Raw genomic sequence first — 13,368 nt, forward strand, 5'->3', positions numbered from 1 at the left:
CTCTATCGTGAGTTATTTTTCATCGACTAGACGAAGAATTTGCAGTCCTACCAGAACTTTTTCAGTATTGGATAAATCACCAATAATTTTTTTAATCGGTTCTGGTAATTTTCTAACGAGAGTCGGTAGAGCAACGATGCTATCTTCTATGGCGAGATGGGGTTGTTGACTTAAGTCAATAATTTCAATGGTATATTGACCGTGAAGATGTTCCTCACATATCTTCTTCAAATTGGCAAACGCAACGAGAGATTTAGGTGTCTGTCCCGCCACATATAACCGCATTTGCCAAAGCTGTGACCCTTGTGTGTTAGTGGGCTGTGATAAATTATCTGTTAAATAATCTGTCATGTTTTTTATCCTTAGAGATAGGTTTTAGGGATTAATATGACGTAATCTTGCCATAAACGTTCGAGTTTCCAGCGCCGCTTTTTCTTCCTCTTGTTCTTCTTCAAGCAGCAAATCTAACTCTGCATCTCGATTGAGCAATTGCATTTGTAGAGCATTTATCTGAGCTTGTACGATTTTTTTCTCTTGCTCATACTCCCGTTTTTTTTGTTCAAAATTCTGTCTGCGTTTTTTAGCGGCAGATTCTTCTTTTATTTCTTGATTGAGTCTTTCCGTTCCTGTTAATACCTTGCCATCTCCCAAGTAAACTTCGACTAATTTTACACCTTGATTGGTGACGATAAATTCCCGTACTTGATTAGAGTGCATCATACCACGAGATTTGAGGGCATAGATAATGCGATTGCGCTCCCCATTCACCTTGATCGTTTGGAGCTCTAACCAAGTATCCATCAGAGAGGAAACACCCACTTCTGTCTGTTCGTGGTCATGGTCAGCATCACCACCCGTTAAGTTGGTCAGAAAAACGGTTATTTGCTTACTCTTTAAATAGTCAATTAAACGCATGAAAAAGTTTTTTGTTTGGATCAAACTCCCACTCAAGACGAGATTACTCATCGGATCAATGATGATTGTCCTTGGTTGAAATTCTTGGACCCAGCGATGGATTTTAAACAAACGCATTTCTAAATTGTAATTGGTGGGACGAACCGCATCAAATTGGAGTAATCCCTGCTCTACATAAGGGGCTAAGTCCAGACCAATCGAGTTTAAATTGCGGAGAATTTGTTGGGGCGATTCTTCCGTGGCGAGGTATAAACACCGTTCGCCCCTCAAACAGCTTGCGTGGGCAAAATAATTTGCAAGCGTTGTTTTCCCCGTTCCAGCCCTGCCTGTGACAAGAATGCTGCTACCCCGATAGTAGCCTTGGCCACCAAACATTTCATCAAGTTCGGCGATGCCCGTTGAGACTCGCTCATTAGAAACCAGATGGTCTAATTTTAATGAAGTAACGGGTAAGACCGAAATGCCATTTTCTTCAATTAAAAAAGGATATTCATTATTACTATGACGAGAGCCGCGATACTTGACAACTTGAAGGGTTCTTGTGGCGATATCTTCAAAGGTTTTTTGATCTAATTTGATCACACAATCCGAAACGTATTCTTCTAAACCTTGACGGGTTAAGGTTTGATCTCCTCGCTCCCCTGTGATCACGGCTGTCACACCTTGGTCTTTTAACCAATGAAATAAACGGCGTATTTCTAGTCGGACAATGTTGGCATTGGCTAAACCCGCAAACAAGACTTCAATCGTGTCTAAAAGTACCCGTTTAGCACCAATTTTTTTGATCGCATACCCTAGACGAAGAAATAGGGCTTCAAGGTCATATTCTCCTGTTTCCTCAATTTCGCTGGGATCAATATAAACATGATCAATTAATATTCTCCCTTCGGCAATTAACTGATTTAAATTCCACCCTAAAGAGGCGACGTTTTGGGTGATTTCTGACGCAGTTTCTTCAAAGGTGACTAAAACGCCTGGTTCTCCGTACCGCGTTGCTCCGCGCACGAGAAACTCCACACCAAATAAGGTCTTACCGCAACCAGCAGAACCACAGATTAAAGTTGGTCGGCCTTGGGGCAAGCCTCCATCGGTGATTTCATCGAGTCCCTGAATTCCCGTTGGGCATTTGGATAATTGTAACTCTTGATTTTTTTCCATAACAGATTAAAAATCCCTTTTTGATAGGAGTTACATAAGCGCACAATTATCCTCCCTGCGACACTTGAGGAATCTGTGCTTTTGTGTTGATTACGTGTATATGATTAACAATAGCACTTTTTCTCACTTTAGTACCCATAGCTTTTCGTTTCTTCATAGAATCGTCAGCAGGCGGCAGATTACATCGTGGGGGAGCATCTGACTTGTGTAGTCCAGCAAGCTAGACATTTAAGTTGTGAGGCAGAAGGCACGAGGAAGAAGGCAGGAGCCAGAAGAAGTGTGGTTACAAATATGAGAGGCTCCCCATCGCAACCATTCTTGAGTTGATAAAATATGCCCGCATAAAATTTGTCACTTTGTCTAGAGTGGAGCTCAAGTTTTCTTCTTCTGAGGCAGTAATGGCTCGATAATTTCCCACTCTTTATCACTCACATCGCTGGAATACCAAATGTTTCATATCACTTCCGGTTGTACCGTCAGGTGATTGTTGACTGTTGACTGTTGACTGTTGACTGTTGAAGGAGGGGTGGAAAAACTCAATGGTTGAGTGTTAACTGTTGACTGGATTTTATTATTTCGATGCAACCGGAAACGATATCACTTTTACCTGCTTGAATCCACCTATTATCTGTGCATTTGACTCGATCGCCTAAAAGATATCAAATGGGTTTTATAGAGGAATGCGATCGCAGTTATTTACCGACGGGTGCTACATCACCGCTTTGTAACACAGGAATTTCAATGCGGAACTCTGCTCCTTGATGGGGTTGAGAGAAGCACTGGAGTAAGCCACCATGCTTATCAACTACAATTTGATAGCTGATGGATAGTCCTAATCCAGTTCCTTTACCAATTGGTTGGGTGGTGAAGAAGGGATTGAACACCTGTTGTCTAACAGTTTCCGTCATCCCTGGTCCATTGTCTTGAACTTGAATCACCACGTTTTTAGAACAACCGGGCCCAGTTTCGTTTGTGACTAGCTTAGTCCGAATAGTGATGCGACTGGGATTTGTTTGGATGTCTTTTCTAGAACGCTGATTGTCGTAGTTTTCTAAAGCATCAATCGCATTTGCCAGAAGATTCATAAAGACTTGGTTCAACTGTCCCGCATAGCACTCTACTCGCGGTAAGTCGCCGTACTCTTTGACAATTTCAATAGCAGGATGAGCCGGATTTGCCTTGAGTCGATTTTGCAAAATCATCAATGTGCTGTCAATTCCCTCGTGGATATCAACTGGCTTCATTTCTGCCTCATCTAGCCGCGAGAAGTTTCGTAGCGACAGGACAATTTGACGAATGCGATCGGCTCCTACCTTCATTGAAGTCAGGATTTTGGGTAAATCTTCACTAATGAAGTCCAGCTCGAACTCTTCAATTTTTTCCTGAATTTCGGTATTAGTTGGATAGGTTTGCTGGTAAAGCTGAATCAACTGTAGTAAATTTTGCGTGTAGTCGGCAGTATGGCTCAGGTTGCCATAGATAAAGTTGACTGGATTATTAATTTCGTGAGCAACACCAGCAACCAGTTGCCCCAAACCTGACATTTTCTCTGCCTGAATAAGCTGTGCCTGAGTTTGCTGTAAGGTTTTGAGTGCAACCTCAGCTTCCTCTTTTGCTTGCCTTAACGCAGATTCGGCTTGCTTGCGCTCAGTAATATCCAGTGCCAAGGATGCGACTCCAACAATATTTCCACCATCCCCTACTAAAGGCGTATTGAACCATTCGCAAATAATGATTTTGCCGTCTTTCGTAAAATTTTCATTGACGCTGTAGCGTCCTCCGGCCTCAATCAACAGCTCGTTCATAACTTGATTGACTATCTTTCTGGTAGGCGCAGGCACAATTAATTCTGCGGGATGGTGTCCGATCGCCTCTTTCGCCGTGTAACCAAAAATCTGCTCTGCCGCTGGATTCCAAGCAGTGACTTTAAAGTTTAAATCCCATTCCACAACTGCCAGTGAACTTTGGCGGAATAGATAAGATAGTCGCTGTTCCGACGTTTTGAGTTCCTCTTCTGTCTGTTTCCGTTGAGTAATGTCAATCCCTGTTTTGATGATGTACTCAATTTCCCCTTCATTATCCAGTAAAGCAGTATCTGACCAGGCAATGAGTCTGAGTTGTTGATCTTTGCTCACCCAACTGCCTTCATACTGCTGGGGAAAATTACCAGATTGTAAAGACTCAAAAGCAGTTTTGGCAAGTCCTGCTAAGTCTGAGGTCGGGAACAATTCCCAAATGTAGCGCCCTTTCACTTCACTAAATGAGTAATGAGTCATTTGTTCGCAAGCTCGGTTAAAGCGAACGATTTGTCCCTGCGGGTCGAGCACAACTACCAGGGCACCTGCAATTTCAAGAATTGCTGAAACAAAATTGCGTTCCACTTCAAATGCTTTAATCAGTTCCTCTAACTGGATTGCCATATTGTTAAAGGCGATCGCCAATGTCCCCAATTCGTTTTGGCTGTCGATGTTGACCCGCGTCTCTAATTGCCCCGCACTGAGTTCAGTAGCTGCCGTGGTTAAGCGCTGTAGCGGCACCACAATTTGCCGAATAAATAGATACCCAATGCCAACAGCGACGATCGTCACCAGCGTCAATGAGCCTCCCATAATTGAGAGCATTTGGTAAACGGGAGCATAGGCCTCAGCCGTTGGCAGTTCTACAACCACATTCCAATTCACGCTCCGAACTAAGGCACTGGCTCCCAATACTTCTACCTGCTTTAGACCCTGATAAACATTAAGGTGCTTAGTATTTTCGGATGCTTTCAAGAATTGAAAAAAGGGGCGCTTAGAAATATCTTGAACTTGAAAAGTTTCTGGCTTACTACCCTTTTGAGCAATCAGAAAATTACGCTCATCAACTACATAGACATAACCCGTCTTACCAACATCTGTTTGGGAAACAATAAACCAGAGAAAGTTGAGATTTACCTCTGCTAATAGCACCCCATCCACCTCATCTCGCTCATTCCGAATCGGAACCGCCAGAAGGGTGGTTGGTTGGTGATTTGTAGGATTAATTTCTACAGGACTGACATAATCTTCCTGTTGTTTAAAAGCACGAATAAACAGTGGCGAATTGGCTGGATTTTCTAATTTAAGCGGTTTATAGGGTGAAACTGACGCAACAACTTTTCCCTTCCTGTTCAAAATGGCAACTGCTTCATAAGCATCATTATGACGAATCAACCCTTCCAACAGGCTCTGCTGCACTTGAGGTTGAAAGTTGGTGAGTCCTTTGACCCTAGCTAAATAGCTCAGTTTTCGTTTCAAGTCATCTAGATAATTATCAATCTGCCCTCCTGCTGTCTGGCTACGCGCTTGTTGGAGCGATCGCGATTGCTGGATCTGCGCCTGAAAGCTGAGGTAGATCAGCAAGCCACCTGTGGGCAGTAAGCTCAGAAGAACCAAAAATATCAAACCATAGCGGAGCTGATTTGCAATAGAAAAGAAGCGTTGCCAAGGATGAGAACGAGAACTTCTGGCGATCGGCACAGCGCGATCGTTGCGTTGATTTTGCATCGGACTTAAGGATCAATATTGGTAAATAAATTAATGCGCGCACTAAGGAGACACATCAATTTGGCCAGTCGTCACAGCTTCTCGGATGGTCTTGAAAGTGTCCTCTTCCTGAGACGTGAGACTACCACGGAAAGGGGCAAAGTCGTAGATCTTTTCCTTGAGCCCAAACTTGTAAAGTTTTCCTTCCCAGCGACCTTGCTGGGTTAACACTGCCACATTTAGCACAAGATTGGGAATGTCCTGCAGAACGCTAGTGAGGACTTTGCCGGGAGCCACTTCATACTGATCCTTTGTCCTACCAATCACAAAGACTCCTGGCTTTTGCGAAACGGCTATTAGCGCGGCTAACCCTGCCTCACCCGCGTTGAAAGTCAAAACATCTACTCCAGAGGCAACCATATCCGTTGCAATTTTGGTGGCTTTTTCCGTATCAACCCAAGAATCTAGAAAAGCAGTGGAGGCTTGAACAGAGGGATTCGTTGCCTTGACTCCCCGCCTAAACAAGGCTTCTTCTTCTTGGTAAACGGGATAAGGTTCACCCACAATATAGCCAACTTTATTGCTTTTGGTCTTCATGGCAGCCAAAGCGCCTGTGAGGTACCCCACTTCACCCGATCGAAAGGCAACAGCCCCTAAATTTCTGTTATTCCCTGGATGCGTTGTAATCAGGGCAAATTTCGTGCGTGGAAATTCTTTAGCGAGCTTTTCGGCAGTTGTGGAATAGGCACCACTGGCGGCAATTATCAGGTCATAGCCGGACTGGGCATATTTGCGAATGGTAGCTTCACTATTTTCACCGTCAATACTGTCAGTAATGTCTACCTCAGCATTAAATTTATTTTTGATTAGATTCAATCCTTCAAAGCAAGCTTGATCCCAACTTTGGTTGTCTTTGGCGCCTGTGGTGAGCATTGCCACTCTAAAGCTGCTAGAGGTGCTGGCTTCAGGGGCAGAGTCTACGTTCGGAGTCGATCGACTGCAACTGATCGCAAAAAATAGAGCTAGAGCCGCCAGAGTCATTTGTTTCAAGAGAGATTGAATCCGCATAATAGCTTTTCGCAGCAAGGTTACTTTTTCTACCCCCATAAAATTTGTTGAACCGTATCTCAACAATCTTCACAACTCTTACTGTAGCTGGGATTTAATGACTCTGGCCGATTCAGCGTACGACTCATTTAACCTCAAAAACAAGTAAGGACACGGCACTGCCGTGTCCTTACAACTCTAACCTGCAATTAACCGAATTTGTTTGCTCTTACTTAACAAACAGCATTTCTTGATAAGTAGGCAGCGGCCACAAATCATCAGCCACTTCACCTTCCAGAGCATCCGCATACTTGCGAACCTCATCCATCAAAGGACGAATTGTTTGCGAAGCATATTGCATATGGTCTTCTGTCGAAGCAAAATCGTGCTTGCTCAAAGCAGCACTCAATTTGCTGGCAGTATCAATCATGGACTTAACCAGCACCGCTACTTTTTCGGCACTTTCCTTTTCCAGTTCAATCCCAATCTCTTTCAATTTAGAAATCGTTCCAGAAACTTCAGCTAAATACCTCAAAGCTGCGGGGTAAATAATGGTTTTTGCCATGCTTATTACCAGTTTTGCTTCGACTTCAATTGCCAGCAAATACTGCTCAGCATAAACATCGTAACGGCTTTCCAATTCAACTGGAGTCAGAACACCTGTCTTTTCAAACAAGTCTTCAATGTATCCTTCCTTCAACACGGGTAAAGCATCTGCCGTAGTCCGCAAGTTAGCTAAACCCCGTTCCTCAACGGCCATTTTGTGCCATTCTTCGGAATAGCCGTCGCCACCAAATACAACCGCACCGTGCTCGTCCATCACTTCTTTGAGAATGGTTTGGATGGCAGCATTCAGTTCAGTTCCGTTAGCCAAATCGCTTTCTAATTTGTTAGCAATCCAGTCCAAAGAATCTGCAAGAATTGTATTCATCGCCACCAGCGGCCCGGAAACAGACTGACCGGAACCTACTGCCCGGAATTCAAATCGGTTTCCAGTAAAAGCAAAGGGCGAAGTCCGGTTTCTGTCTCCAGCATCCTTCATGAAAGTAGGCAGTGTTTCTACACCTAAGTTCATAATTCCCCGACCTTTAGAGTCCTTAACTTCTCCTCGGCTAATTTGCCCGAAGATATCTTCTAATTGCGAACCCAAATAGACAGAGATAATTGCTGGGGGAGCCTCATTTGCACCCAATCGGTGGTCGTTGCTGGCAGTAGCAACTACCGCGCGCAGTAGCGGCCCGTATTTGTGAACTCCGCGAATCACAGCGCCGCAGAAAACTAAAAATTGTATGTTCGAGTGCGGTGTATCGCCGGGGTCTAATAAGTTTCCTTGGGTGGCATTGCCGACCGACCAGTTGACGTGTTTGCCAGAACCGTTAATGCCGGCGAAAGGCTTCTCGTGCAGCAAACACATAAAACCGTGTTTCTTCGCAGTGTTGCGGAGAATTGTCATGGTTAATTGTTGGTGGTCGCTGGCGACGTTAGCTGCTTCAAAAACTGGTGCAATTTCAAACTGACCGGGAGCTACTTCGTTGTGGCGAGTTTTGGCAGGAATTCCCAGCCGGTACATTCTTTCTTCTACTTCCTGCATGAAGACTTGAACGCGCTCTGGAATCGCTCCAAAATAGTGGTCGTCAAATTGCTGACCTTTCGCAGGAGGTTTGCCAAACAGGGTGCGACCTGCTAGCAGTAAATCGGGGCGGTTGTTGGTGAAATTGGCATCTACCAGGAAGTATTCTTGTTCGGAACCGCAACTGGAATTTACCGGAGCAACTTCGGTATTGCCTAATAGCTTTAACACTCGGGTTGCTGCTTTGTTCATGGCGGCAATGGAACGCAACAGCGGCGTTTTCTTGTCTAAGGCTTCACCTGTCCAGGAGATGAAAACAGTGGGAATGCACAATGTCATGCCGTTGTCTGTTTCCATGACATAAGCAGGGCTGGTGACATCCCAGGCTGTATATCCGCGAGCGGCGGCGGTGGAACGGATGCCGCCGTTGGGGAAGGAGGAGCCATCGGGTTCGCCTTGTACGAGAACTTTCCCTGCAAATTCTGAGATGACGGAGCCGTCGCCTTGCACTGAGATGAAACCGTCGTGCTTTTCGGCGGTACCGTTGGTTAGCGGGTAGAATACGTGGGCGTAGTAGAGGGCTCCTTTGGAAATAGCCCAATCTTTCATTGCTACTGCAACTACATCAGCTACGGAAGGATCGAGTTTTTGGCCGGTTTGAACGGTGTTTTTTACTGATTTGAAAATGCTTTTGGGCAGACTTTCTTGCATCTTGCTCAGAGTAAAAACGTCTGTTGCCCACATATCTTCGAGCCGCTTGGGAGGCCGACCAGGCATCAGTTTGCGGTTGACGATTTGAGAAATTGCTTGAACGCGCGATTCGTTTCCACTCATGGTTATTATTATTGGTATTGCGGGACGAGTAGTTGAGAAAAAATAGATGTTAGCAAAAGTCTAACGATTGACGAATATGTTGAATTTACCTCACATTTTGCACTATTCTCAATAAGTCTGGGATGGGCGGGTTCTCCTGCCCAACCCCTACTCCCCACAAGAAAAATCACTCTTTGTGGAATAGGCATGAAAGCCTGTTCTTGATCATGGTGCAACATCTGAGATTTACCCAACGTTTTTAGTCAAAGCTAACTTTTGGGAGAATGCCTTTTTTGGCAGGCTCGAAAAGATTGGAGGAGCGAGGCTCAATCACTTCGCCGTCCATCGGGTGTGACAATCCAGTGTGAGATGCGGTTGGATTTCGGTTATTAGCAAGAAGATAGATGGCAAGAGCCTGTACAAACTTGAGTCAACATTATAGATGTCTGCACTGCACAAATTTAGTAATTAATCTTCACCCTGGTCAGCTCAAAAATTTTGTGCGAATCAATTCCGATGAATTCAGGTCAAAACTACTTATGGTTTTTAACGGTTCGACGATCGATAAATCGCAGTCCAGCAAACAACGCACTCGTTTAGGAGTTTTGGAGAATTATGGAGAGTACACAATCTACACTTGGAGAGTTTAAACAATCATTAACCAAATAAATGTATTGTAGGCTACAGAATTTTATGTTTTTTTCAGAAAGGTCGATCGCACCAAGCGCACACAACCGCAGGGTTTCAGTGTAACAGGACGCGGGGCGCTCAAACTAAGGGCGATCGTACATTTACAGGACTTACCTAGGGATACTATAGCAATCCTTGCACGAGTCGTAAACTTTTTACCCCACCCCAACCCTCCCCTTATCAAGGGGAGGGAGTAAGAGATTCACAAATGATGCGAGGATTGCTATATAGTGTGGCAAGAAAAGGATCTCGCTTTGACCTTGCTGAATTCGGGTATGAAATTTGTAGGGGCAATCCCCCCGTGATGACCACACCTCTGGCGGGGTAAGCTTTGATTCAGCAGCGCCACACAACTTTCTCGGCGCAGGAAGGGGAATTTCTATGAATTTAAAATGAAGAGATTTAGAGCAAGACTTCAGACAGTTTGAGACGCCGTTTGTGGAGCAGAAATGAGTAAATTTTCAAGTTTTATTTAACTCCTTGGTAATCCGAAGACTTCAGAGCATGAGCCAAAAAGCGTTCTGTGTAGTACAAAGCTAATTGATTGCTCGGCCCATTAAAAACTGCATCAAAGGCGTGTTCAGCCCAAGGAATTTCGAGCAAAATAGCCCGTGAAGCGAAGCTATCCCGTAGGGAATCGCCCGTGGCTCGCAATCGTTGGTAGAGCGATCGACCAAACTTGGGCTGAACGATATGGTCGCGACCTGCATAAACCAGGAGAGAAGGGGGAAGATTCGGTTTAATATAATTGATGGGAGAAGCCCGACGGTAAAGCTCGTTGAGTTCGTCTGGGGTTCCTCCCAGAAAGGCACGCAAGACGGCTCGAACATTTATGGCATCAGGAAAAGGTGGGTCATTGTATCCCCGAATCAGGTCATTTGGCCCGTAATAGTTCACCACTGCTCGAACTGGAAGCACACTAGAATCATAAGCAGTTAGCATTGCTAAATGGGCACCTGCTGATCTTCCCATCAGAGCAATTCGATCTCGATCGATGGACCAATCACCAGCATGAGTTTTGATATAGGAAAGAGCGGCTTGTACGTCGTCAAGCTGAGCAGGAAATCGATACTTGGGAGCGTGGCGGTAATCAATTGCAACCACACAATAGCCTTGAGCGGCCATATAGCGGCTGAATTCCTCATTGGCATCGGCATTGCCTCTCTGCCAAGCTCCCCCGTAGAGCGTGATAATCGCCGGATATTTGCCAATTTGCATCGGCCGGTAAAGGTTTAGTTGCAGTGAAACTCCGTCAGGGTTGGCAAATACAATAGCCCGATCGATCCTAACGTCTCTGATGGGAATTCCTCGGAACGCATCTGCTAGGATAAACGGTTGAGGGCGTAGCTGCGCGCGATCGGCTTGAGGAACGGCTGCTAAATAGTTTTCCCCTAAAACTGCTTGCATTTGGGTAGCTATGGCTGCATTGGCTGCGGGGAACTGAATCAGGGGTAGCAGGCCCAGGATGAGGGCGAACAGGTTACAAATGAGTAAAATAATGTAGACTTTGCCTTGATGCCGTCTGAGCAGGTTCAGCAGAAGGGCGATCGTATTGATACCAACCAACCAAGGACTGATTTCTGGTGCTCCCACCGCCAAAGGGTACAGGAACATCGTGGGTGCTGGTATGATGACCCACAGGCTGAGAAATAGGGCGATCGCACTCAGGAACCAAGAAATAAATGGCGAGACTAAGAATGCTGCCAATAAAAGTAACTTTTTGCGTTTCTTCTTGTGGATCATCGGATTATGGATAATCTCCTAGCACATAAGTTGGCGGTGATTGAACCCCTTGATGCAAGCGGCTGGTTAAGCGTGTTCTGAATTTATCACCCGCCCAGGAGCGAATAAACCTTACTTGCTTTTTGCTTTTACGGCCCTAGATTCCACTGTGAATCCTGGAATATCTTGCAGTTCTGTTTCGCTCAAACTGTACTGTTCGCAAACCAAACTCAAACGAGTTCCGCTACTTTTAACAGCGTTGACAGAGTGAGTCAAATCTCCTTGAAAATAGATCAGCGAGTTGGCTTGTGGCTTAATCTGCCCGACTTGCTGTTTGTTGCGCCGCAGTATCAACTCTCCCCCTTGCAAGTTCGGCGGCACTTGTACGTATAAAACGCTGACGGCTGCGGGAGGTTCAACAGTTTTGCAGTACGATCGCAAAGATCGATCGATATGCGGATCGACGCGGGAACCTTCACCCAGCAACAAAGGGTTGAGGTAAAAAGCATTGCATTCAGGCAGTAATGCTTGGTCTAGATAGGGTTTGAACAAAGGGAAGCGCCGTTCTACTTCGGCGATTTCCGAACGTTGAAACACCACGGAAAACCCTTTTGTGCCAATGAAATCGCGATTGAGGTTGTTGATTGCTAGATAAGGGGAGGCTAGAATTCCTCCTCGCAAGTCGTTGAGGTAGTCGATCGAGAAAGCGTTAGGATGTTGGCTATAGTATTTCAAGGCACTCAAAAATCATCAAAGTTTAAGGAAACAGCAGATAGAAATGCAGCAATCGCTCCTACTTGGGATTGCTTGGTTCCGCGCAATGACATAATAATGTTTATTTGTGTCCGCGTACTTAAGTTAAAGGTTTTTCTTAGCTGCGGGCGATCGCCCGGAAGTGTCAAAACCGACGAGAAACGGCAGAATATCAGTATACAGGCGAGCGTTGTGGTGATTCGATTATATTTGCAATTCCATTATACATGATGCCGCTGGGCAGCCGATCGCCCATTTATTTTAACTTGTCCAATTGCAGGGGCGAGCCTAATTTTGGCGATCGCATCCGGCCGCTGTTTTCTCACCGATTTATTGAGTTTGCTAGCTTTAAAACCGATGGCTGTTGGTGTTGTATAGGAAACATCTTGCTAAAACAAGCAATCCGTGCATTAGGTCAAAATGCTGGGAGGGCGATCGACAATATCTAACTGGCGATCGAACGTTAATAAAAAAGTTTACACATAGAGGGTGGTCTAAAAAATACCAGCAGTCGCAACAGTTACTAAGTAATTATTTTAGATTAAATTAATATTTCACCGGGTGAAAAAAGCCAAGCTGCCAGCTATAATTAAAGAGTAAGTGAAAAAAAAACAAGTCGCTGAAACGATATGCCAACAACATTGTACGAAAAAATGGGTGGAGAACCAGCCATTAAAGACATGGTAGATGATTTTTACCGCGATGTTTTGGCTGACGAGATAGTGAGCCACTTCTTCGATCATACAGATATGGAAAAGCAGCGCCACCATCAAACTGCTTTTATCTCTTATGCCCTCGGCGGCACCGAGCAATACTCAGGCCGTTCAATGGAAAAAGCACACGCAGGTTTGAATTTACAGCCTGAACACTTTGATGCAATTGTGAAGCATTTGACCGATGCAATAGTTGCCCACGGCGCATCCCAAGAGGATCTCGAAGCAGCGCTAGCTAAGGTCGCGACTTTGAAAGATGCTATTTTGTACAAGTAAGATAGAGTGAAGTCAAGAGGGTTTTTGCAGCCACTAGAATAGTGATAAAAGTGGAGATTTCGTAATTGTGCAGCGAAAGCTCCACTTTGTTTTTTGCCGGATATAATGAACCGCTTTCGAGGCGAAGGAAGAGAAGAGTTCACAATTAATGCGAGCATTGCTAGAGTTATTTAATCAGTATCCCGTAGGAGTTTTGGGAAGCAATCGC

Annotated in this window: 9 protein-coding genes; 2 read left to right on the top strand and 7 right to left on the bottom strand. The window is 45.0% G+C overall.

Going from position 1 to position 13,368, the window contains the following annotated elements:
• Positions 1-12 precede the first annotated feature (12 nt).
• The 7 genes from QUA90_RS01235 to QUA90_RS01265 form a co-directional block, all read right to left on the bottom strand.
• On the bottom strand, positions 13-351 hold the full coding sequence (locus tag QUA90_RS01235) for a circadian clock KaiB family protein (RefSeq protein WP_333443456.1): 339 nt from the start codon (positions 349-351) through the stop codon (positions 13-15).
• A 24-nt stretch (positions 352-375) separates the two neighbouring features.
• Positions 376-2,073 (bottom strand): circadian clock protein KaiC, encoded by a 1,698-nt coding sequence (gene kaiC / locus QUA90_RS01240; RefSeq protein WP_333443458.1) that lies wholly within the window; start codon positions 2,071-2,073, stop codon positions 376-378.
• A gap of 692 nt (positions 2,074-2,765) precedes the next feature.
• The gene (locus tag QUA90_RS01245; RefSeq protein ID WP_333443460.1) at positions 2,766-5,597 is read right to left on the bottom strand and encodes a PAS domain S-box protein; all 2,832 of its coding nucleotides are present in this window, start codon (positions 5,595-5,597) and stop codon (positions 2,766-2,768) included.
• A gap of 42 nt (positions 5,598-5,639) precedes the next feature.
• A complete protein-coding gene (locus tag QUA90_RS01250; protein WP_333443462.1) occupies positions 5,640-6,644 on the bottom strand; it encodes a BMP family protein in 1,005 nt (334 codons plus the stop codon).
• A gap of 208 nt (positions 6,645-6,852) precedes the next feature.
• Positions 6,853-9,027, bottom strand: coding sequence for a glutamine synthetase III (locus tag QUA90_RS01255; RefSeq protein WP_333332213.1), 2,175 nt, complete (start codon positions 9,025-9,027; stop codon positions 6,853-6,855).
• A gap of 1,137 nt (positions 9,028-10,164) precedes the next feature.
• A complete protein-coding gene (locus QUA90_RS01260; RefSeq protein WP_333443464.1) occupies positions 10,165-11,439 on the bottom strand; it encodes an alpha/beta hydrolase in 1,275 nt (424 codons plus the stop codon).
• Positions 11,440-11,550: 111 nt separating this feature from the next.
• The gene (locus tag QUA90_RS01265) at positions 11,551-12,153 is read right to left on the bottom strand and encodes a 2OG-Fe(II) oxygenase (RefSeq protein WP_333384492.1); all 603 of its coding nucleotides are present in this window, start codon (positions 12,151-12,153) and stop codon (positions 11,551-11,553) included.
• Between the two features lie 245 nt (positions 12,154-12,398).
• Here QUA90_RS01265 and QUA90_RS01270 point away from each other — a divergent pair, with 245 nt between their 5' ends.
• Both QUA90_RS01270 and QUA90_RS01275 read left to right on the top strand, forming a co-directional pair.
• Positions 12,399-12,620, top strand: a complete 222-nt coding sequence (locus tag QUA90_RS01270; RefSeq protein WP_333443466.1) for a hypothetical protein — start codon at positions 12,399-12,401, stop codon at positions 12,618-12,620.
• Positions 12,621-12,800: 180 nt separating this feature from the next.
• The gene (locus QUA90_RS01275; RefSeq protein WP_333443468.1) at positions 12,801-13,160 is read left to right on the top strand and encodes a group 1 truncated hemoglobin; all 360 of its coding nucleotides are present in this window, start codon (positions 12,801-12,803) and stop codon (positions 13,158-13,160) included.
• The last annotated feature ends 208 nt before the right edge of the window (positions 13,161-13,368 follow it).

The sequence above is a fragment of the Microcoleus sp. D3_18_C4 genome (assembly GCF_036702355.1).
Taxonomy (GTDB): domain Bacteria; phylum Cyanobacteriota; class Cyanobacteriia; order Cyanobacteriales; family Microcoleaceae; genus Microcoleus.